19 protein-coding genes are annotated in these 20,712 nt (G+C 66.7%); 2 read left to right on the top strand and 17 right to left on the bottom strand.

Annotated features, from left to right (window positions below; all coding sequences use genetic code 11):
* Positions 1-53: 53 nt before the first annotated feature.
* Positions 54-767, bottom strand: a complete 714-nt coding sequence (gene ubiE / locus VGI12_15870) for a bifunctional demethylmenaquinone methyltransferase/2-methoxy-6-polyprenyl-1,4-benzoquinol methylase UbiE (GenBank protein ID HEY2434153.1) — start codon at positions 765-767, stop codon at positions 54-56.
* Between the two features lie 70 nt (positions 768-837).
* Here ubiE and VGI12_15865 point away from each other — a divergent pair, with 70 nt between their 5' ends.
* A complete protein-coding gene (locus tag VGI12_15865; protein ID HEY2434152.1) occupies positions 838-1,143 on the top strand; it encodes a matrixin family metalloprotease in 306 nt (101 codons plus the stop codon).
* A 2-nt stretch (positions 1,144-1,145) separates the two neighbouring features.
* On the opposite strand, the gene VGI12_15860 is transcribed toward VGI12_15865, so the two are convergent.
* The 9 genes from VGI12_15860 to lpxI all read right to left on the bottom strand — a co-directional run bounded on the left by VGI12_15860 (position 1,146) and on the right by lpxI (position 10,088).
* Positions 1,146-1,784, bottom strand: a complete 639-nt coding sequence (locus VGI12_15860; protein HEY2434151.1) for a UbiX family flavin prenyltransferase — start codon at positions 1,782-1,784, stop codon at positions 1,146-1,148.
* Positions 1,774-2,640, bottom strand: a complete 867-nt coding sequence (locus tag VGI12_15855) for a 4-hydroxybenzoate octaprenyltransferase (protein ID HEY2434150.1) — start codon at positions 2,638-2,640, stop codon at positions 1,774-1,776. The genes VGI12_15860 and VGI12_15855 overlap by 11 nt, the downstream gene beginning before the upstream one ends.
* Positions 2,641-2,725: 85 nt before the next feature.
* Positions 2,726-3,907 (bottom strand): amidohydrolase family protein, encoded by a 1,182-nt coding sequence (locus VGI12_15850; GenBank protein HEY2434149.1) that lies wholly within the window; start codon positions 3,905-3,907, stop codon positions 2,726-2,728.
* 37 nt (positions 3,908-3,944) lie between these two features.
* Positions 3,945-5,168: a cyclic dehypoxanthinyl futalosine synthase gene (gene mqnC / locus VGI12_15845; GenBank protein HEY2434148.1), complete on the bottom strand. Its 1,224-nt coding sequence runs from the start codon at positions 5,166-5,168 to the stop codon at positions 3,945-3,947.
* Complete coding sequence (locus VGI12_15840) at positions 5,143-5,955, bottom strand: menaquinone biosynthesis protein (protein HEY2434147.1); 813 nt, start codon at positions 5,953-5,955, stop codon at positions 5,143-5,145. Before VGI12_15840 ends, mqnC begins: the two co-directional genes overlap by 26 nt.
* Positions 5,940-6,770 carry a hypothetical protein gene (locus tag VGI12_15835; protein HEY2434146.1) on the bottom strand — a complete coding sequence of 277 codons (831 nt, stop codon included), beginning with the start codon at positions 6,768-6,770 and terminating at the stop codon, positions 5,940-5,942. Before VGI12_15835 ends, VGI12_15840 begins: the two co-directional genes overlap by 16 nt.
* On the bottom strand, positions 6,767-8,221 hold the full coding sequence (locus VGI12_15830) for a menaquinone biosynthesis decarboxylase (protein ID HEY2434145.1): 1,455 nt from the start codon (positions 8,219-8,221) through the stop codon (positions 6,767-6,769). The genes VGI12_15835 and VGI12_15830 overlap by 4 nt, the downstream gene beginning before the upstream one ends.
* Positions 8,222-8,292: 71 nt before the next feature.
* A complete protein-coding gene (locus VGI12_15825; GenBank protein ID HEY2434144.1) occupies positions 8,293-9,225 on the bottom strand; it encodes a Gfo/Idh/MocA family oxidoreductase in 933 nt (310 codons plus the stop codon).
* Positions 9,222-10,088 carry a UDP-2,3-diacylglucosamine diphosphatase LpxI gene (gene lpxI, locus VGI12_15820; GenBank protein ID HEY2434143.1) on the bottom strand — a complete coding sequence of 289 codons (867 nt, stop codon included), beginning with the start codon at positions 10,086-10,088 and terminating at the stop codon, positions 9,222-9,224. Before lpxI ends, VGI12_15825 begins: the two co-directional genes overlap by 4 nt.
* A 38-nt stretch (positions 10,089-10,126) precedes the next feature.
* Between lpxI and VGI12_15815 the strand changes: the two genes are divergently transcribed.
* Positions 10,127-10,549 (top strand): hypothetical protein, encoded by a 423-nt coding sequence (locus VGI12_15815; GenBank protein ID HEY2434142.1) that lies wholly within the window; start codon positions 10,127-10,129, stop codon positions 10,547-10,549.
* A 241-nt stretch (positions 10,550-10,790) separates the two neighbouring features.
* Here VGI12_15815 and lpxA read toward each other — a convergent pair whose 3' ends face one another.
* From lpxA to VGI12_15780, 7 genes are all read right to left on the bottom strand, one after another.
* On the bottom strand, positions 10,791-12,044 hold the full coding sequence (gene lpxA / locus VGI12_15810; protein HEY2434141.1) for an acyl-ACP--UDP-N-acetylglucosamine O-acyltransferase: 1,254 nt from the start codon (positions 12,042-12,044) through the stop codon (positions 10,791-10,793).
* Positions 12,045-12,104: 60 nt separating this feature from the next.
* Positions 12,105-12,746, bottom strand: coding sequence for an OmpH family outer membrane protein (locus VGI12_15805; protein HEY2434140.1), 642 nt, complete (start codon positions 12,744-12,746; stop codon positions 12,105-12,107).
* Positions 12,747-12,785: 39 nt separating this feature from the next.
* Entirely contained in the window at positions 12,786-13,454 is a 669-nt protein-coding gene (locus tag VGI12_15800; protein ID HEY2434139.1) for an OmpH family outer membrane protein, read from the bottom strand.
* A 107-nt stretch (positions 13,455-13,561) separates the two neighbouring features.
* Positions 13,562-16,462 carry a POTRA domain-containing protein gene (locus VGI12_15795; GenBank protein ID HEY2434138.1) on the bottom strand — a complete coding sequence of 967 codons (2,901 nt, stop codon included), beginning with the start codon at positions 16,460-16,462 and terminating at the stop codon, positions 13,562-13,564.
* 295 nt (positions 16,463-16,757) lie between these two features.
* Complete coding sequence (locus VGI12_15790; protein HEY2434137.1) at positions 16,758-19,196, bottom strand: ATP-dependent Clp protease ATP-binding subunit; 2,439 nt, start codon at positions 19,194-19,196, stop codon at positions 16,758-16,760.
* Between the two features lie 259 nt (positions 19,197-19,455).
* Positions 19,456-19,854 (bottom strand): hypothetical protein, encoded by a 399-nt coding sequence (locus VGI12_15785; GenBank protein HEY2434136.1) that lies wholly within the window; start codon positions 19,852-19,854, stop codon positions 19,456-19,458.
* Positions 19,855-20,018: 164 nt separating this feature from the next.
* Positions 20,019-20,693 (bottom strand): ABC transporter ATP-binding protein, encoded by a 675-nt coding sequence (locus VGI12_15780; GenBank protein HEY2434135.1) that lies wholly within the window; start codon positions 20,691-20,693, stop codon positions 20,019-20,021.
* Between the last annotated feature and the right edge of the window lie 19 nt (positions 20,694-20,712).

The raw sequence follows: 20,712 nt of genomic DNA, 5'->3' as shown, positions 1-20,712 counted from the left end.
CGCCCCCACAAACGCTCACCGATGCACGAGGAATACGGATGACGCGGTCGCGGTCAGGGCCGGGTGGCGACGTATAAGTAGACGATGCCCCCGGTGAGCGGGACGGCGCGCACACCCGCGAACCCGTGTGAAGAAATGATGACAGCGAAGTCGCGTGGCCGCGGAAACTGCGCGACCGAGGCCGGCAGATACGAATATGCGCCATCGTGGTGGGAGACGAGGCGTCCCAGCCGCGGCAAAACCTGTCGGAAATACCAGTGATACAGCTCGCGCACACCAGGGAGGGTCGGCTCACCTAACTCGAGAATGGCCAGGCGGCCGCCCGGCTTGATCACGCGCGCCAGCTCGACGAGCGCGGCCTCGGGCCTGACGACGTTGCGGATGCCGAAGCCGATCGTCGCGGCGTCGGCCCAGCCGTCGCGGATCGGAATGCGCGTCGCGTCGCCGCGTACGAGCGCGACGCGATCGGTCAGCGCCCTTCCACGGATCTTCTCTCTCCCGATCGCCAGCATCGCGCCGGCGAAATCCACGCCGACGACGGTGGCCCGCGGGCGCGCGTCTGCGGCCGCGATCGCAAAGTCTCCCGTGCCCGTACACAGATCGACGATCCGTGCGTCGGCGGGGAGATCGAGGTCGCGGATAGCGCGGGCCCGCCAGTGCCGGTCGCGGCCGGCGCTCAGGACGTGATTGAGGAGATCGTAGCGCCTGGCGATCGCGTCGAACATCGACGCGATGCGCTCGGGCGACTTGTCGACGGCTACCGGCAAACCGCGATCTTACTTCACGGGCCGAGCGTCTTCTGGAAGGATCAAGGTCACGGCGCAAGTGCCCTGAAAGGTGGTTTCATCGGAGCAGACATTCAACGGCACCGACGCGTGCGGCTGCGGCAGCAACAAGATACCCGGAGACATCACCGTCCATGAGGTCGGACACGCGCTCGGGTTCTGGCACGTCTCGGACAAGAGCAGCATGATGTATCCGCAACTGCAGGGTAACTGCCCGCGGGTCGGAACGCCTTCTGCGACGGAGCTCTATCACGCGAAGATCGCGTATTCACGTCCGCCCGGCAACACCGATCCCGATCGCGATCCGAGCAACGCCGGCACGCTGTCGACGCATGCGACGCGCATCCGCATCTCGTAGCGTCAGCCGTTCCACTCGGGATACAAACCGTGCCGGACGCCGAGCCCCGACAGGATTTTCCCCGCCACGAAATCGGCGAGGTCGTCGAGGGACTTCGGCATCTGGTAGAACGCCGGCATCGCCGGCAGGATCATCGCGCCGGCCTCGGCGCAGAGGACCATGTTCTTGAGCTGCGGCAGGCTCATCGGCGTCTCGCGCGGGACGACCACGAGCCGCCGCTTCTCCTTCAACATCACGTCGGCGGCGCGCTCGATGAGATTGCGCGACAGACCGTGCGCCACGCCGGCAAGCGTCTTCATCGAGCACGGTACGATGGCCATCCCCTCGCAATCGTGGCTGCCGCTGGCGATGGTGGCGCCCAGGTCCTTGTTGCTGAGGATGTCGAAGGTCCCCTTCGCCGCCGCCTCGCCGTACTTGCCCACCAGATACTCGCGCAGCCGGCTGACCGAGGCCTGTTCGCCCAGTTCGTCGAGCAGCAGCCGGCGCCCGTAGTCGGAGACGACCACTTCCAGGTGGCACTCCCGCTCGAGCAGCGCCGCCATCGTGCGCATGGCATACAACGCGCCGCTGGCTCCGGTGATCGCGAGGGCAAACCGGCGGGAGGCAAAGCCGGAGCCGGACCCCGCCGCGCTAGCGCACATAGACGGCCACGGCCGTGGCGACGAAATACAGGATGCCGACGTAGCCGTTCAGATCGAAGGCCCGCTTGACCTGCGACAAATCGTCGGCGCGGACGAGCGACTGCTCGTAAACGAGGAGGACGGCGACCAGGGCCACCCCCACCTGATACGACGGCCCGAGATCGGCGAGCACGCCGAGCACCGCGAGGCAGCCGACGGCCAGGACGTGCATCAGCCGGGAGAGCAGCAGCGAGCGCGGGACTCCGAACCTGACCGGAATCGATTTCAGACCGGCCGCGCGATCGAATTCGAGATCCTGACACGCATACAGGATGTCGAATCCTCCCACCCAACTACCGATGGCGGCGCCGAGCAGCCAGGGCTCGGCCGCGGCCAGACGTCCGCCCGCGGCCAGCCAGCCGCCAACCGGCGCGACCGCCATCGCGAGCGCCAGGAAGAACTGCGTGTAGTTGGTGACGCGCTTGGCCAGCGAATACCAGAAGACGATCGCGAGCGCGACCGGCGAGAGCGCGAGGCAGTTCCTGCCAAGCATCGCCGAGGCCGCGATGAAGGCGAGCGACGACACGCCAACGAACACCGACGCTTCGGCACGGCTCATCGCGCCGCGCGGGATCTCGCGGGCCGCGGTTCGCGGGTTCTTCGCGTCGTAGTCGGCGTCGGCGAGCCGGTTGAACCCCATCGCGGCGCTGCGCGCCGAGACCATGGCGACCACGATCCACAGGACGCGCCACAGCACGTCGCGCTCCGGCAGCGGCCCGCGGTGCAGCGCCAGGAGCGCGCCCGTCAACGCGAACGGCAGCGCGAACACGCTGTGGCTGAAGCGGACGAATGACAGATAGGTAGCGACTCGGCTCACAGGTACAGTTTCCGGCTGGCAGCTACCGGCTTCCAGCGTCCGGCAGCCCCAAACAGCCAACTTCCGACACTCAACCCTACTCGCCTCAGCGGTCGAGCCACTGGACGTCGCGCGGCTCGACGCCGCCGAGCAAGTATTCTTCCACGTCCGCGCAGTCTGGCGGTAGTCGAACGGCGAGAAGCTGAGCGCGTTTGCCGGGCTCGATCGAGCCAAGCTCAGAAGCGAATCCCAGCGCCTGCGCGCCAGCAAGCGTCCCGCTCTCGAGAATGCGCGAGGCGGGAACGCCGGGAGCCAGACGGCGGACTTCGGCCATTTCGCCGAACACGTTCAGGTCCTCCACGCTGGCAAGGCTGTCGGTGCCGATGGCGACTCGCACGCCAGATGCATAGAACCCGGCCACCGGCGGAACGCCGGCTCCCGTCCAGCGATTGCTGCGCGGGCAGGTCACGACGGTGGCGCCGGCCGAGGCCAAACGCGCCAGTTCGGCCTCGGTGAAGTGGACGCCGTGCACGGCGAGCAGCCGCTCGTTGACCAGCCCGAGATCGTCGAGGTACGGCACCGGCCCGCAGCCGGGGGGCGCCCACGCCGGCTCCCATACGCCGAGCGCTTCGAGCAGCATCCGCCAATCGCCGCTGCCGTCGCGCAGGAACTCGAGTTCCTGCGCCGACTCGCCGAGGTGCACGCTCAGCGGCCGCTCCCCGTTGGCGCGACCGATCGCGCGCATCAGCGCCGGCGCCACCGAGTACGGCGCGTGCGGCACGATCGACGGCCGCAGCCATTGCACCGGCGTGAGCGCGGCCATCTGATCCTCTACCCCGCGCACCATCGCGTCGGGATCAACCGGTTTGAATCCGAGCAGCTCGCGGAAGAGCACCGCCGAGAGCTCGCTGTCGAGCAGCGGCTCGTAGGTGGCGAAGGTATTGGTGACGTCGCCGAGCAGGCTGGTTCCCGAGCGGCGCGCCTCGGCAATCGCGTCCACGATCGGCTCGGCCGGTTCGTGCGACACCGTCCGGCGGAGCGCCATCAGCGCGGCCGCCCACGCCGGCATCGACGCGTTGGGCGGGATCAGCCCGCGCATCCACGACAGCTCGAGATGGGTGTGGGCGTTGACGAGCCCCGGCAGGATCGCGACTTGACCGAGGTCTTCGACGGCGCCGCCGTCGTACGCGCCGGCCGAGACGACCAGATCGCGATCAATGGCCACGACGCCCCCGGCGATCGGCGCCGCGGTGATGGGGAGGATCCAGGCTGCGCGATACCGTGTCATTCCGTCGAGGGCGGACGGCCGCGGCGGAACACGGCCGTCATCCGCGGTTCTCGGTCTCCGCAGCGCGCTGGCGCTTCTCGGCGGCGCTGCGCGCCGCATACTGGCGCAACTCGTCGGGACGCGACGTGTCCCCGTCGGCCCTGGCCGTCGCCAGCTCGAGCTGCCGCGGCACCGACTGCTCGCGAAAATACGGGCCGCCGAGGATCTCGTAGTGCATGTTCCGGCGCCTGGCGGCGAAGCCGGCGTTCTCGATGTTGCGGACGATCTCCACTTCGTCCATGCAGTAGGCGGCGCCGGCGGCGCGGACGACGTTCTCTTCGATCATCACGCTGCCCATGTCGTTGGCGCCGTAGGCCAGACTGAGCTGACCGACCTTGCCCCCCTGTGTCACCCACGACGCCTGCAGGCTCGGGAAGTTGTCGAGGACCAGCCGGGCCAGCGCCAGCATGCGCAGATACTCGACGCCGCTCGCCTCCTTGCCACCCAACTCCGTGTGCTCGGGCTGATAACTCCAGGCGATGAACGCGGTGAAGCCGCCGGTCTCGTCCTGGACCTCGCGCAGCCGCACCAGGTGCTCGATGCGCTCCTCCACCGTCTCGACGTGCCCATACATCATCGTCGCGGTGGTACGCAGACCTTTCCGGTGGGCCTCGCGCATCACGCTGAGCCATTCATCAGCGGTGGCCTTGCCGTAGCAGTTGAGCAGCTTGCGCACGCGGTCGACGAGAATCTCGGCGCCCCCGCCAGGGACGCTGTCGAGGCCGGCGGCGATCAGGCGATCGAGCACCTCCGGCACGGTCAGCTTCGTCATCCGCGTCAGGTGGATCACTTCGGGCGGCGACAGCGCGTGCAGCTTGAAGGACGGATAGCGCTGCTTGACGGCGCGGAAGAGGTCCTCGTACCACTCGAACGGCAGGTCCGGATTGTGTCCACCCTGCAGCAGCAACTGCACGCCGCCAAGGGCGATGGTCTCGTCGATCTTGCGAAACACTTCCTCGAACCCGAGGACGTATCCCTCGCTCGAGCCCACTGGCCGGTAGAACGCGCAGAAGTTGCAGCGCGCGATGCAGACGTTCGTATAGTTGACGTTGCGGTCGATGATGTAGGTGACGATGCGCCCGGGATGCTTGCGGGCGCGGACCGTCTCGGCGAGCTCGCCCAGCAGGGGCAGCGGCGCGTGATGATAGAGCTCGAGCGCGTCGGCGGCGCTCAGCCGTCCTCCGGCAGTGACCGTGTCAGCGAGTGCCTTGATCGTCGGCATCGTAGAAGCGCAGCGTTCCGTCGAACGAGACGAGCCCGAGCTCGGCGGCGTAGTGAAAGAAGGTCCGCAGCCCGTCCAGCTCGTCGTCTCCGAGGACGTAGCGAATATTATCGCGCAGATAGCGCCTGGCGACCGCCTGGCGCGCGGTGTCATCGGGATAGTAGGCGGCGGCGACGGCATCGGACTGCGCGACGCCCGCGTCGCGGGCGCGCCGCAGCGCCGCGACGTCGTCGCGCTCGAGGGCGCCGGGCCAACCCGTCCAGCAGGCATAGACGAACGGCAATCCCGTCTCCGCCGTCCATGCCTCGCCCAAGTCGATCTTGCTGACGCCGGCGGCCTCGTGGTCGAGCAGCAGCGATGTGTCGCCGATGATGAGGGCGCCATCGGCAGCCGCCAGCATCGCGTCGAGGTCGGGCGCCATCGGCGCCGGCTCGGGGGCGACGCCGAAACGCCGCTTCAGCAGCACCGTGGCGAGGGCGACCGACGTCCGCGAGCTGGTGTCCATCGCGATCGTGCGAAGGTCGCGCGGTTCGCGCCGCGTATAGATCGCCACCGAGGCGACCGGGCCACGCGAGGTCACCGCCGGCCCTGGCACGAGCGCGTACGGGACCGGCCCGCGGAGGTATTCGATCGACGGAATCAGCCCGAGGTCGGTCTCGTGCGCATGCAGCAGCCGCGCGCACTCGGACGGAATGTCGTAACGAATCGCAAAACGCCCGCTGTGCTCCAGACCGTAGACCAGCGGCCGCGCGTTCAGATACGTGACGGCCCCTAGGCGGATTCCCACAGTCCGTTTCTTTCGATCGGCTCGAATCCGGCCGCTGTGATGTTGCCGCGAATTTCCTCGAGAGGGCTGCGGCGGCGCCCCAGCTCGCCCTCGAGCGGCGACACCCCATCCACGTCGTCGGCGCCCATCGTCAGGGCGACCTGCGCGAGCTTCGGGCCGTAGCGCTGCCAGTCGACCTGGATCGAGTCGATGTTGTGCGCCTGCAGGCGTGCCGAGGCCACTGTCCTGACGTCGTCGTAGCCGGTCGACGGCTGCGCAATCGAACTGACGCGCGGCAGGGGCGCGAAGGCACGCACGCCGCCGGTCGCCCGCTGAATCTCGACCGCGAGCGCGATCAGGCGGTCGCGTGCGGCGGCGCCGGACTCGCGAACCGTCAGGCGCGGCATGCGCAATCCGGTCTTCACGACGACCTCTGCGGCCGGCAACGTCACCCCTTCCGGGAGGACATCGATGGTCAGCTCGGCCAGCGCCTGCAGGCCCGCGTCGACGAGGCGTTTCGAGAGCTCGCCCAGGCCGACTACGGTGTGATTGCCGAGCTCGAACAGATCGACGAGCGAAAACGCGGTGATCGGGACAGACCCGGCCGCCGCACGAGCGGCGTTGACCACCGCGACCGCTTCGTCTGGGGAGGCCGGCTTCCCGATCACGCGAAACTCGCCGGCCGTCACACCGGCCGCCATCGCCGCCGGCATCGCGTCCACGTGCGCCTCGAACACACGCACGAACGTCGTCTTGAGCCCGTGACGCCGGCGGCGCTCCTCGTCGCCCTGCGCCGCAAACGCGATCAGATTCGGCTCCTGGGCCACAACACTCACGCTTTCCATCCCTGGCGAATTCTCTCCCAGATCTGATCGGCGCGCGCCGCGGCCGCGTCGGTCGTGCGGATCCGCTTCGGCCACGGCCGCGTGAACCCCTCCGACGCCCACTTCCGCGTCGCGTCGATGCCCATCTTGCTGCCGTACGCGGGCAGGTCGCTGGCGTCTTCGAGATCATCCACCGGCCCGCGCATGAACTGGACGTCGCGCTCCGGGTCGATGTGGGTGCCGACGATCCACGCCACTTCCGAGAGATTCTGCACGTCGACGTCCCTGTCGACGACGATCACGATCTTCGAGAACATGAGCTGCCCGAGCCCCCAGACGGCGTTCATGATCTTGCGCGCGTGCCCAGGGTAGCGCTTGTCGATCGAGATGATGACGCAGTTGTGGAAGATGCCCTCGGCGGGGAACGTCATGTCGACGATCTCGGGGACCGTCTTTCTGATGAGCGGCAGGAAAATCCGCTCGCTCGCCTTGCCGAGATAGAAGTCCTCCATCGGCGGAATGCCGACAACCGTCGTCAGGTAGATCGGGTTCTTGCGGTGCGTGACACAGGTGATGTGGAAGACCGGATAGTCATCGGGATGCGAATAGAAGCCGGTGTGGTCGCCGAATGGCCCCTCGCGCCGGCGCTCGCCTGGCTCGACGTAGCCTTCCAGCACGATCTGCGCGCTCGCGGGGACCTCGAGATCGTTGGTGACGCACTTCACCAGCTCGACCCGCTCGCGGCGCAGGAACCCGGCGAGCAGCAGTTCGTCGAGACCTTCCGGCATCGGCGCGGTCGCGGCGAACGGCAGCGCGGGATCGGCCCCGAGCGCGACCGAGACGGGCAGGCGCTGGCCCAGGCGCTCGGCGACGCGATAATGCTGAGCGCCGCCCTTGTGCCGCTGCCAGTGCATGCCGGTCGTTCGCTCGTCGTAGACCTGCATGCGATAGGTGCCGACGTTGCGCATCCCGCTCTCCGGATCGCGCGTGAACACCATCGGCAGCGTGATGTAGGGACCGCCGTCTTCCGGCCAGGTCTTGAGGATCGGGATGCCTTCGAGCGTGCCCTTCTGCTTGACGACCTCCTGGCACGGCCCGCTGCTGACCGTCTTGGGCAGCAGGTCGGTCAGCCGCCCCAGCATCGGCAGCATCTTGAGCTTGTCGAGCATGCCGGTGGGCAGCTTCGGATTGGTCAGATCCTCGATCTCTTTCGCGAGATCGTCGAGTGACGCCACGCCGAGCGCCATGCACATGCGCGCCATCGATCCGAAGAGATTGATGGCGACAGGCATGTCGAAGCCGGTAGGCTGCTCGAACAGCAGCGCCGGGCCGCCGCCAGGCGACTTCGACACGCGATCGGTGACCGCCGCGATCTCGAGATCCGGACTCACCGGCTCGCTGACGCGCGCAAGCTCGCGCCGCTTGTCGAGCGCGTCGATGAAAGTGTTGAGGTCTTTGAACATAAGCAAAGCCGGGGCTGAAGACCCGGCCTACATCCACATCGGCCCCCGTAGGGCAGCCCTTCAGGGCTGCTTCACACCGTCTCCATCTTGTCAGCAATCGCCTGCGCCAGCGTGAGCGCGCGCAAGCCGTCCTCGCCACTGACGAGCGGGCGGCGCCGGCCGCGCACCGCGCCGACGAAATCCGCCAGTTCGCGCTTCAGCGGCTCCTCGCGAACCACCGGCAGCTTGCCGCCCTGGATTTCGGGGCGCTCGCCCGGCCGTCGCAGCAGCCGATAGCCTTCCACTTCCTGCTCGGCATAGTCGATCGACACGTAGGCGTCGGGCTGGAAGAACCGGATCTTGCGCACGCGCTCCTTGCTGATACGGCTCGCGGTGACGTTGGCGATACAGCCCGTCGCGAAGCGCAGGCGGGCATTCGCGATGTCGTACTTGTCGGTCAGGACCGGCACGCCCACGGCCTCGATCGAGACGGGCGCGGCCTTGACCAGCGCCAGGATGATGTCCAGGTCGTGGATCATCAGATCGAACACGACGTCGATGTCGAGGCTGCGATCGGGAAATGCGCCGAGCCGGTGCACTTCGATGAACCGGGGGGTCGTCACGAACGGCATGACCGCCGCGACCGCCGGGTTGTAGCGCTCGGTATGTCCGACGGCGAGCGTCGCGCCCGACGCCGCGGCCGCCGCGATCAGCGCGTCCGCTTCGCCGAGCGTGCGGGTCATCGGCTTCTCGACCAGCACGGAGATCCCGCGCTGCAGGAAATCAAGGGCGATCGCATGGTGGGCTTCGGTCGGCGCCGCGATGGTCACCGCGTCCACCCGATCGTACAGCTCGCGGTAGTCGCTCAAGGCCAGCGCACCCGTCGCGGCTGCCGCGGCGGCGGCCCGCTCGCCGACCGTGTCGACCGCCGCGACGAGCTGCGCCCCCTCGATTTCCGGGACGAGCCGGGCGTGATGTCTGCCCAGATGGCCCACGCCGACCACCGCTACCCTCAGTTCGTTCATGGGCGTCCTGGAGGCGCCGTCGCGATGGCCGCCTCGTTTCGCCCGCCCGCAGGCGCGCGGCCGACGACCGCTATGCCGGCAGCGTCGGCGGCCTCGATGAACCGGTCGCCGTCCACCACCAGCGTCTGGCCGCTGTCGATCGTGATGGCGGTTGCGCCGGCGGCGCGCATCGACGCGATCGTCGCGACGCCGACCACCGGCACGTCAAAGCGCATGTCCTGCTTCGGCTTGGCGACCTTGACGACCCGGGTGCCAGGGCCGGCAATCTCTCCGGCCCGACGCACCACGGCGTCGGTCCCCTCCATGGCCTCGACCGCGACCACCGCCTTGTCCTTGACCACGATCGTCTGGCCGATGTCGAGCGCCGCAATCGTATCGGCCATCCGGTAGCCAAACGCGAAATCCTCCAGCTCGGCGGCCGATGGGGGACGCCGGGTCAGCACGCCCGGCCGCGCCAGCAACGGGTCGAGAAAGGCGGTTGAGTCGAGCAGTTCGATCCCTTCGCCTCGCAGGACGTCGGCGACCGCCGAGATGAGCGCATCGGTGTTCCTCGCCTTGAGCCTGGTGAGCACCGACAGCAGCGTCAGGTCGGGCACGACCGAGAAGATCTTCGCGTGCTTCACCTGCCCGGCCATGATCGCCTGGCGGACACCGGCCTGCTTGAGTATCTTGATACACTTACCCAAGTGCCCGAGGGAGACCCAATGGAGGTCCGCACCGGCCTCGCGCGCCGCCCCCTCGAGCTCCGGGAACGCCTCCTCCTTCACGGCGACGACGGTGACGTCGTGACCGAGGCTGCTGGCGCCCTGGAGCGCAAGGAAGGGAAACCGGCCGTTGCCGGCAATCAGACCGATGCGGGCCACTGGAAGTCTAAAAGTCTATCATTCTGGTAGGAGAGGCAATGTTTCGTAGAATCGCGCGCGGGTTCGCGCTGGCCGCACTGGCAGCGCTGATCACCGCCTGCGGCAGCACGACCACCACCGTCGTCCCGACGCCGGTCATCGTCTCGGAAACCTTCATCGGCACGCTCATTCCGGCGAGCGCGGGCACGTTCACGTTCAACACGCTGACCGGCGGCGCCGTGATCGCCAGCGTGACGGCGATCGGCCCCGACAACACGAAAACGGTCGGCTTCAGTCTCGGCAGCTTCAACGGCGCCGTCTGCACCATCATCCTCGACAACGGCGCCGCGGCGCAGGGCTTCGCGTTCAACGCCTCCACCTCGTCAATCGGCACCTACTGCGTGCGCATCTACGACAACGGCAGCACCACCGCCGACAACGTGCCGTACACCTTCACGATCACGGTCAGCCACCCCCAATAAAAGGACCCGAAGGAGGGCGAAGGAGCGAAGGGGCGGCGAAGGAACCGAAGGGGTGGTGGGCTCTTGCGGGACGAGGGTTTCTCTTTGAAGGCGACCGAACTGGCGGCGGCGGTCTGACCTGACGGGCGTGGTGCTGAGGGAGGATGCGCCTATCCGACAAGCCCGAGCGCTTCTGATCGCGCGCCGCTCTCTGCTGAACCCGGCAGACGACCAATTTCCCCAGCCTTCGTGTCCTTCCCTTTCAGTCCTCGACGACTTCTTCCACCCGGCGGCTCGGGCGGCGGAGGCCGACGCCGCGCTTGGAGGTGCGGATGAACTCCACCAGGTAGCGAATCTCCGGCGTCTGCAGCGAGGGGTCCTTCTCGATCTGCGCGATCGCGCGGCTGGTGTTCGAGTGCAGCAGGTGCCGATAGGCGCGCCGCAAGCGCGTGATCGAGTCCGGCGAGAACCCGCGGCGGATGAGGCCGATCGAGTTGATGCCGTAGACGCGGGCGCGGTTGCCGACCGACTTGACGTAGGGCAACGCGTCCTTGGTCACCACCGAGTAGCCGCCGACGAACGCGTACTTGCCGACGCGGCAGAACTGGTGCACGCCCGAGTAGGCGCCGACGTTGGCGAAGTCTTCGACCAGCACGTGACCGGCGAGCGTCGCGGCGTTGCCGAAGATGGTCTCGCTCGCGACGTGGCAGTCGTGCGCGATGTGGGCGTAGGCCATCAGCAGATTGTGGTTGCCGATGGTGGTGACGCCGCCGCCGCCCTTGGTGCCGCGGTGCACGGTGACGAATTCGCGGATGACGTTGCGATCGCCAATCACCACGCGCGTCATCTCTCCGCCGAACTTGAGGTCCTGCGGCACCAGCCCGATCGACGCCATCGGGAAGATCTCGTTGCCGTCGCCGATCGTGGTCAGGCCGTCGATGACGCACGAGGCGCCAATGCGGCAGTCGCAGCCGATCGTTACGTGCTGGCCAATGGTCGCGTACGGCCCGATCACGGTCCCGGCGCCAATCCTGGCGCCAGGATGGACGATCGCGGTGGGATGGATCCCGGCGGGATCCGTCGTCTCGGTCGCCGCCGCGAACTCGACGCCCATGACCAGCTCGGCCTCGGCCGCGACGCTGCCGTCGATCGTCGCAACCGCGTTCAGCCGCGCGATCGGGCCGCGGCAGGGGCCGGTCGTCACTTCCACCATCAGGCGATCGCCGGGGACCACGCGCGAGCGGAACTTGGCGTTGTCGACGCCGCGCAGCCAGGCGCGCGCGACCGGCCGCGCTCCCCCCACCAGCAGAATTGACGCCACCTGCGCCATGGTTTCGATCATCAGGACGCCGGGCATCATCGGTTCGCCCGGGAAGTGCCCCTGAAAGAAATCTTCGTTGACGCTGACGTTCTTGACCGCAGTCATCCGTCTCCCCGGCTCGTGTTCGAGCACGAGGTCAACCAGCGGAGACGGATAGCGGTAACAGAGACGGTCGAGGGCAGAGACGATGTCCATGTGGAAATTTGGAAATGTGGGGAACCGGAAACCACATTTCAGATTTCCAGATCCAAATCGCTAGTCTTTCTTGACGTCGAGCCGCTTGATCACTTCGTCGGAGAGGTTGAGTCCTGGATAGACGTAGGCGAAGCCGGATTCCGCCGTGAAGATCATGTAGAGCCCCTTCTCCTTGGCGAGCTCCTCGATGATCGGGATCAGCTTCTTCTGAAACTCTCCCTGAAGCTCGTTCTGCATGTCGTTGACTTCGGCCTGGGCGCTGCTGTTGGCGTACTGGATGTCGCGCTGCAGCTTCTCGATGTCCTTGTCGAGCTGAGCCCGCGCCGCCTCGTTCATCACGCCGGCGCTGGTGTCGCGCTTGCTCGTCAGTGCCTGCAGCTGCTTGTTCTTGTCGCCGATCTCCTGCTGCTTCCGCTCGGTGAGCGCCTGCAGCTTCTTGGTCGCGTCCTTACCGGCCGCGGAGTTCGAGGCGATGGCCTGGACGTCGACGAACGCGTACTTCGCGTCCTGCGGGAACGGCATCGGCGGCTGCGGCTTGGGAGCCACCGCGGGTGGCGCCCCCAGCCCCGCGGGCGCGGCGGGGGTCGCCGGCGGCGGCGTCTGGGGCTTCGGCGCCCCGGCGGGAGCGGTCTGCGCGAACGAGGGCACGGCCAGCGCCACGGTCAGCACGGCCGCAAGAAAGGACATCTGCAACACTCTCATCTGAATGATTCCTTTGATAAAACCCGAGGATCTTACACGCTACTTCTTGGCATCGAGCCGCTTGACCACTTCGTCGGTGATGTTGAGCCCAGGATGGACGTACGCGAGGCCGGACTCGGTGGTCAGCACCAGGTAGAGCCCTCGCTCCTTCGCCACATCCTCGATGATCGGCACGAGCTTCTTCTGGAAATCTCCCATCAGGTCGTTCTGCAGCTCCTGCACTTCCGCCTGGGCGTTGCTGTTCGAGAACTGGATGTCGCGCTGCAGCTTCTCGACGTCCTTGTCGATCTGAGCCCGCGCCGCCTCGTTCATGACGCCGACGCTGGTGTCGCGCTTGGTGGTCAGCGCCTGCAGCTGCTTGTTCTTGTCGGTGATCTCGGTCTGCTTCTTTTCGGTCAGCGCCTGCAGCCGCTTCGAGGCGTCCTTGCCCGCCTGCGACGCGGAGGCCACCGCCTGGACGTCGACGAACGCGTATTTGGAGTCGGGCGGAAACGGCACGGCCGGCTGCGGCTTGGGAGCCGGGGGGGCCGCCTGGCCGGCGGGCGTGCCCTGCGGGGCCGGCGCCCCGGCCACCGGCGGGGCCGGCGCACCGGCCACCGGCGGGGCCTGCGGCTTGGACGCACCGGCCGGGGGCGCCTGGGCCAACACCGGCACGCACAGCGATGCCACGAGCGCGCCCTCGACGAGGGCCAGCTTCACCACTCTCATTATCGTCATTCCCCTTGTGCGACCCGTTGCCCGTGACCTGTTGGCAGTTACCGCGCTCCACCGGCCAGCCGTGCCGGCCGGGCGCCCCGGCAACCCCAACGCTCCCCCTAGAACGTCGTGCCTACCGCGAACCGGAACTTGAAGAACTTCTCGGGCTGGAGGTTGTTGTCCAGCACGTTGCCCCGCTGCGGGTTCATCGCAAAGATCAGCCGGAACGGCACGTTCAGCACCGGCATGAAGAACCGGATCTCGGCGCCCGTCGAGGTCTTGAACGCACTCGTCGTGGCGATGGTGTCGATGCGCGTGCCGTAATTCGTCGTGAACCCGGTGACAGTGTACAACGAGGTCAACGAATCTGCCGCGCCCACCCGGTTCAGGTAAACGAGCTGCTTGACCGGCTCGGTCAGCGAGAAGTGCTCCCCCTCATCGCGCACCTGGCCGATGTCGTAGAAGAGCACCAGCCGCACCGGACCGGCGATGTTGATCAAGTACTCAGCGTTGCCGAGGATGCTCTTGTTACCGCCGATCACCAGCCCGCTCGCGGGATCGCGCGGCCCGACGCTGCGAAGGTCGAAGCCGCGGATGCTGTACTCGCCGCCCAGGTACACCTTCTCGAAAATCGGCAGCACCGACTGCGCGCAGACGCCGCCGACGCACTGCGAACCATACGGGCTGAGGTACTGCCAGGCGGCTCGAATCCCGAGCGACGTGCGGTTGGTCTGTTTGAAGTAGCCGATCGCCTCGACGTTCGCGTCGTAGAACTTGGTGTTGCCGCCGAGCCCGGCGAGGTCGAACGACGCCGTGAACTTGCGCCCGGTCGTCGGGAAGATCGGGTTGTCGACGCTGTTGTGCTGGAAGCTCGGGCCGATCTTGCTGATCTTGCGCTCGCCATTCTGGCTGGTGAGCAGCGAATCGATGAGGAAGGGGTTGTTGGCCAGCGTCGCGGCGTTCCTGTAGAGCGGGTTGAGGTCCTTGACCTGGACGCCCTCGTAGCTGTACGTCACGAACATCCGCGAGAACGGACCGACCGGGAAGCCCCAGACCGTGTTCACCCCCTTCGACGCCTGCGTGTACTGGCCGACGTACTGGATCTCCTGATCGAACACGTTGACGCCGGCGGTGATCGGGCGGTCGAACAGGAACGGTTCGGTGAAGCCGACCTGGTAGTTCTTGGCCCGGTTGCCCTGCTGCGCCGAGACGCTGAAGGTTTCGCCGCGCCCCATGAAGTTGGAGGTCTGGAACGCCAGCTGCCCGAAGAATCCCTCGTACTGGGAGACGCCGGCGCCGAACGTAATCTGGTTGCGGTTCTGCTCCTCGAACTTCAGGCGGACGTCGACCTTGGGCGGCTCGTTTTCCTGGGTCTGCGCCTTTTGCACGTCGATCGCTTCGCCCTCGAGCGGCTTGAAGTAACCGAGCTGGTTGAGACGCCGGACGCTGTACTTGAGCGCCTCGGTGTTGAAGACGCCTCCCTCATAGAGCCGCATCTCGCGTCGAATCACGTTGTCGCGCGTCGTCGTGTTGCCCGCGAAGGTGATCCGATTGACGAAATACTGCTTGCCTTCCTCGAGCCGCATCGTCACGTTGACGACCGGCGAGGCGTTTTTCGTGACGGGCGGCGCGATCGCGGCGGGCTGGCTAGCCGCTGCGGCGACCGGCGGCGGCGGGCCTGAGGATCCGGTAGCGCCGGGCGCGTTCGGATCCTTGGCGTCGTTGGGAAAGGCGTACTCCGGGGCGCCGGTGAACTCGAAGTACCCGACGGTGCCGTAAGCCTCGCGGACCTTCTCGAATCCCTTGCGGATCAGCTTTTCGTTGAACCAGTCGCCCGGCGCCATCTTGAAGAACGGCGTCAGCGCCTCGGTCTTGACGACGGTGTTGCCGGAGAAGCTGATGTCGCCGACCCGGTAGCGCTGTCCCTCGGTGACCGGGATCTGCAGCTGGACCCAGCGCGTCTTGCCGTCGGCGTCGTCCTCGAGGATGCGCAGCTGCGGCTGGCCGATCTGCGCCTTGACGTAGCCTTCCTCGCGATAGTACTGCTGCACCTTGTCGGCGTCGTCTTCGAATTTGCTTTCCTTGTAGGTGCCGCCGCGGCCGAAAATCGGGATCCACGGATTGGGTCCCTTGTTGTCCTTCATCTTGTGCGCGAGGGTCTTGTCCTTGAGCGCGTCGTTGCCCAGGAAATCGACCGAGCGGATGCGGACCTTCGGGCCTTCGCTGATGTGGAACGTGAGATTGACGGTCTTCGTCGCGGTGCTGACCGGCTTGACCTCCGGCTTGACCTCGGCGTACTCGTAGCCCTGATCGGCGTAGAGGTCGCGGACGGTTCCGGCGACCTGTTTGACGAGCCCAGGATCCACGAACGAGTCGAGCGCGATGCGGATGCCCTTCTTCTTCAGCTCATCGTCGATCTTCGACATCTCGATTTTCTTCGAGCCGACGTAGTCGACGATCTTCACGCGCTGCCGCTCCTCCATGTTGTAGAGGATGATCTTGCCGACGACGCCGTTGCTGAAGACGTAGTCGTAGGTCTCGGCGGAGAGGTCGTCGAGGAAGTTGGTCGCCCAGAGGCGCTTGAAGTCGGCGAGGATCGTCTGCTCCGTCTTGTCTGTATAGGTGACCCACTTGTCGGCGCTCGGGTCGCTCACCTGGTGCGCCATCTCCATGTAATAGAGATAGGTCTGCGGATCGACGACCGAGTAGCCGCCCTGCTTTTCGAAACAGGCGGCCACGTAGTAGATGACCGGGGGGGAACTGCCCGGAGGCAACTTGGCCGGCGGACCGACCTGGTACATGCCGCCGCAGAGCGGCAACGTGCCCTCGGTGGGCTTCGGCCCGGCCGCGGCCGGCGCGACCGGCCGTGGTGTGCCGGGGGCCTGAGCGGCCGGCGCCTGAGCGGCCGGCACCGGGGCGGTCGGCGCCGGCGCGGTCGGCGCAGCCGGTGTGGTTTGCGCCTGCGCGGAGACGGCAGCCGCCAGAAGCGACGCCGCCAGAAAACAACGGAATTTCAACATGCAGCGAGGGAGCTCGCCTCGATGTGGCGGCATGCCGCACCGAGGCCAAGCGGGTATTTTACAGGACTTTAGACGCAGCAGACCACTTCGCGGCCTGCCCTGCGATTTCCAACGCTGCAACGCGCCACTCCCGTCCACCCGTGAACATATGCGCCGTGCCAGACACCGACGCTGGCGACAGCCACTGCCTCGAGGGCCTGTTCGCCGAGGCTCTCGTGATCTCTTGAATCTACAGGAATCGGACTGACGGCGGGCGCGGAGCGTTCCGGCGTGACGGCGTTGACGACGACCGGCCTCAGGCCAGCCGCCGTCCTTCCTGCGGCTGGCCGGCCGGCCGGTAGGCCAACGACCCGCCATCCAGATAGACCTCGATGTTGCCCCCCTTGAGGTGCCCGCGGATCAGCTCCTCCGAGAGCGGATCTTCGATATAGCGCTGGATCGCCCGGCGCAAGGGACGAGCGCCGTACGAGCGGTCCTTGCAGGTCTGCTCGATGACCCAGTCGACGACCTCGCTCGCCAGCTCGAGGGTGATCTTCCTGTCCACGAGGTTGTCGTTGAGCTGCTTGACCAGCAGCCGGGTAATCGTCCGCAGGTCGTCGTCTGACAACGCCTCGAACACGATGATCTCGTCGATGCGGTTGATGAACTCGGGGTTGAAGGTCTTGCGCACTTCGCCGAGCACCATGTCGTTGACGCTGCGGGTGATCGCCGCCGTGTCGGCCGTCTGGAACCCGAGGCCCGCCTTCTTCTGGATGAAGCGGGCGCCGATGTTCGAGGTCATGATGATGATGGTGTTCTTGAAATTCACCCGGTTGCCGAGACCGTCGGTGAGGTGGCCGTCCTCGAACACCTGCAGCAGGATGTTGAACAGATCCGGGTGCGCCTTTTCGATCTCGTCGAGCAGCACGACCGAATACGGATTGCGCTTCACCTTCTCGGTGAGCTGACCGCCCTCTTCGTGTCCGACGTAGCCGGGCGGCGAGCCGATCAGCTTGCTGACCGAATGCTTCTCCATGTATTCCGACATGTCGAAGCGAATCAGCGCGTGGTCGCTGCCGAACAGGAAGTTGGCGAGCGCGCGCGCCAGCTCGGTCTTGCCGACGCCGGTCGGACCGAGAAACACGAAACTGCCGACGGGACGGTTGGGGTTCTTCAGCCCGGCCCGCGAGCGGCGGATCGCCCGGGCGAGCGCCGAGATCGCCTTATCCTGCGAGATGACGCGGTTGTGCAGCGCCTCCTCCATGTGCAGGAGCTTGTCCCCTTCGTCCTGATTGATCGACGTGAGCGGCACGCCGGTCCACTTCGAGACGACCTCGTCGATGTCGGCCTTGCCGACCGTCACCTTGCGGGTGTTGGTCTTGACGTCGAACTTCTCGCGCACGTACTGCAGCGTCTCGCGCGCCTGCACTTCCTGGTCGCGGAAGTACTGCGCCTTCTCGAAATTCTTCTCCGAGACCGCCGACTCCATCCCCTCGACGGCCATCCGGATGCTGCGGTTGATCTCGCCGAACTCCTCGGAGGAGTAGCCCGATTCGCGCAGCTTGGCGCGCGCACCGGCCTCGTCGACGAGGTCGATCGCCTTGTCGGGCAGGAAACGGTCGGTGATGTAGCGGCTGCTCTGATAGACCGCGGCTTCGATCGCCTCGCCCGTGTATTCGACGTGATGGAACTGCTCGTAGCGGTCCTTCACGCCCATCAATACTTCGATGGTTTCCTTCTCCGACGGCGGATCGACCTTGACCGCCTGGAAGCGCCGCTCGAGCGAGCGGTCCTTCTCGATGTATTTGCGGTACTCGGCGGGCGTCGTCGCGCCGATGCAGCGGATCTCGCCGCGGCTGAGCGCCGGCTTGAGGATGTTGGCGGCGTCGAGCGAGCCTTCCGCCGAACCGGCGCCGACCAGCGTGTGCAGCTCGTCGATGAACACGATGATGTTCGGGTTCTCGGTCAGCTCCTTCATGATCGCCTTGAGGCGCTCTTCGAACTGGCCGCGATACTTCGTGCCGGCGACGATCAGCGAGATGTCGAGCGCCAGGATGCGCTTGTCGGCGAGGAAATGCGGCACGTCGCCGTAGACGATCTTCTGCGCCAGCCCTTCGACGATCGCCGTCTTGCCGACTCCCGGCTCGCCAATCAGCACGGCGTTGTTCTTGGTCCGCCGGCACAGCACCTGCTGGACCCGCTCGAGCTCGGCATGCCGGCCGACCAGCGGATCGAGCTGGTTCTTCATCGCCGCGTCGGTCAGGTCGCGGCTGAACTCGGCCAGCAGCGGCGTTTCCTTGACGCGCGTCAGCGTCGTCTTTTCGTTGAGCAGCGCGACGATGTCCTCGCGGACGGTGTTGAGGCGCATCCCCTTCTCCATGAGGATGGTGGCCGCCACCGAGCGCTCTTCGCGCAGGATGCCGAGCAGCAGGTGCTCGGTCCCGATGTAGTTGTGCAGCAGCCGGTCGGCCTCTTCGGCCGCGAACTGCAGGACGCGCTTGGTCTCGGCGCTGAAGGGAATCTCGACCGACGTCGACACCTTCTCGCGAAAGACCGTGCGTCCCTCGATTTCCTTGCGGATCGACTCCAGGGACAGGTGGGACCGGGCAAAGATCCGGCTGGTCAGTCCCTTCCCTTCTCGAATCAGGCCGAGCAGGAGATGCTCGGTCTCGATCGAGATGCTGCCGAGCTGCGAGGCTTCATACCGCGCGAAAAAGAGCACGCGCCGCGCCCGTTCCGTGTAGCGTTCGAACATCCAGGAATCCTTGAGAGGCCGCGACGATTATACGGCAAAAAGTGCGCCGGGACAACGACTTAGGCGTTCCCTGCTGATTTGGACGCCCGCTGGGGGTGGCAGGGTGCAGGACCGACGGCCACGGAGGGCCGGCCAGGCGCCGGCGGATGGCCCGATGAAGGCGGGACAGACCGTACGGAAAAAGGGCGCGCCCGCAAGCCGGGACGCGCCCTTCGGTGCCTCACCCGTCGTGATGCCCGGGTGTTGCGGTAACCGAGGCCTATTTCTTGGCGGCCGTCTTGGCCGAAGTCACGCGGACGCTCGTCGCCGTCTTCGCGCTGCCGCTGTCGGAGTACTTGACCGCCACCATGTCGCCGACGTGCACGAAGTCGGTGATGGGGGTCGGCTTGTTGTCGGCCTTGGCGGCCGCCGTCTTGTGGCTCGCGCCCGACGCCTGGACGTTGGTCTTCGCATCGACCCCGACCATCACGTCGGCGCCGTCCTTGCCCTTGACAGTCACCGAATCGGCCGACACGGCCGACACGACTCCCGTGACCGCTCCGGACTTGGCCATCGACTTCTCGGTCTTGGCCGGTTTGTCGCTCCCCTTCGCGCCCTGCGCGAAGACCGGAGCCGCAGCGACCGCAAGGATCGCTGCGAACATCAGTACCTTCTTCATACCGAATCCTCCTCGTTGAACCGGATATACGACGAAACCCGGCCGATAGTGCCCCGGCATTCTAGCCTAACTCGGCAACTTTCAGTCAGCTATGTTGGCCCGGGCGGGGTGGCCTGCCAAATCGGACCCGACCGGGGCCCCTGCCCACCCTCAACGCCAGCGGCCTACGCGCCCCGCAGCCTACCCTCTTCGAGCCGCAAGACCCGGTCGCAGGCCGCCGCCAGACGGGGATTGTGCGTCGCAATCACCGACGTCAGGCGTCCCTCGCGATGCATCTCCCGCAGCAGGTCGTGAAGCGTTTCGGCGGTGTGTTCGTCGAGGTCGCCGGTCGGCTCGTCGGCGAGCAGGAGCGACGGATTCATCACCAGCGCCCGCGCGATGGCGACGCGCTGTTGCTCGCCGCCCGACAACATCCCCGGCGTGTGTGCCGCACGCTCGGTGAGGCCGACGCGATCGAGCATGGCCCGCGCGCGGCCGTCGCGCTCGCCGGCCGGACGCCGCGCGATGCGCATCGGCATCCCGGCGTTCTCGAGCGCGGTGAACTCGGGCAGCAGGTGGTGGAACTGAAAGACGAACCCGATGTGCTGGTTGCGGAACGCGGTGAGGGCGTCGGGCTTCATCGACCCGAGGTCCTGGCCCGCCACGCGGACGGCACCCGCGTCGACGGCGTCCAGCCCGCCGAGCACGTGCAGCAGCGTGCTCTTCCCCACCCCCGACGCCCCCACGATCGCCACCATCTCGCCCTGTTCCACGGTCAGGTTGAGCGCGCGCAGTACCGCGAGCTGCGCGTGGCCGACCACGTAGCGCTTGTCGACGCCAGTGGCTTCCAGAAACGCCATGTCAGCGACGAATGACCAA

The organism is Vicinamibacterales bacterium, assembly GCA_036496585.1.
Lineage (GTDB): Bacteria > Acidobacteriota > Vicinamibacteria > Vicinamibacterales > 2-12-FULL-66-21 > JAICSD01.
Note: the sequence above shows the minus strand (reverse complement) of the source record. Positions and strands in the feature narration are given on the sequence as shown.

What these genes read in the sequence shown, in the direction of transcription:
- VGI12_15860 (HEY2434151.1), bottom strand. Translation starts at nt 1,784, where the DNA reads ATGTGCGCTAGCGCGGCGGGGTCCGGCTCCGGCTTTGCCTCCCGCCGG.
- VGI12_15785 (HEY2434136.1), bottom strand. Translation starts at nt 19,854, where the DNA reads ATGAAGAAGGTACTGATGTTCGCAGCGATCCTTGCGGTCGCTGCGGCT.
- VGI12_15850 (HEY2434149.1), bottom strand. Translation starts at nt 3,907, where the DNA reads ATGACACGGTATCGCGCAGCCTGGATCCTCCCCATCACCGCGGCGCCG.
- VGI12_15805 (HEY2434140.1), bottom strand. Translation starts at nt 12,746, where the DNA reads ATGAGAGTGTTGCAGATGTCCTTTCTTGCGGCCGTGCTGACCGTGGCG.
- VGI12_15815 (HEY2434142.1), top strand. Translation starts at nt 10,127, where the DNA reads ATGTTTCGTAGAATCGCGCGCGGGTTCGCGCTGGCCGCACTGGCAGCG.
- VGI12_15795 (HEY2434138.1), bottom strand. Translation starts at nt 16,462, where the DNA reads ATGTTGAAATTCCGTTGTTTTCTGGCGGCGTCGCTTCTGGCGGCTGCC.
- VGI12_15825 (HEY2434144.1), bottom strand. Translation starts at nt 9,225, where the DNA reads ATGAACGAACTGAGGGTAGCGGTGGTCGGCGTGGGCCATCTGGGCAGA.
- VGI12_15790 (HEY2434137.1), bottom strand. Translation starts at nt 19,196, where the DNA reads ATGTTCGAACGCTACACGGAACGGGCGCGGCGCGTGCTCTTTTTCGCG.
- VGI12_15800 (HEY2434139.1), bottom strand. Translation starts at nt 13,454, where the DNA reads ATGAGAGTGGTGAAGCTGGCCCTCGTCGAGGGCGCGCTCGTGGCATCG.
- VGI12_15780 (HEY2434135.1), bottom strand. Translation starts at nt 20,693, where the DNA reads ATGGCGTTTCTGGAAGCCACTGGCGTCGACAAGCGCTACGTGGTCGGC.
- lpxA (HEY2434141.1), bottom strand. Translation starts at nt 12,044, where the DNA reads ATGGACATCGTCTCTGCCCTCGACCGTCTCTGTTACCGCTATCCGTCT.
- VGI12_15830 (HEY2434145.1), bottom strand. Translation starts at nt 8,221, where the DNA reads ATGTTCAAAGACCTCAACACTTTCATCGACGCGCTCGACAAGCGGCGC.
- mqnC (HEY2434148.1), bottom strand. Translation starts at nt 5,168, where the DNA reads ATGCCGACGATCAAGGCACTCGCTGACACGGTCACTGCCGGAGGACGG.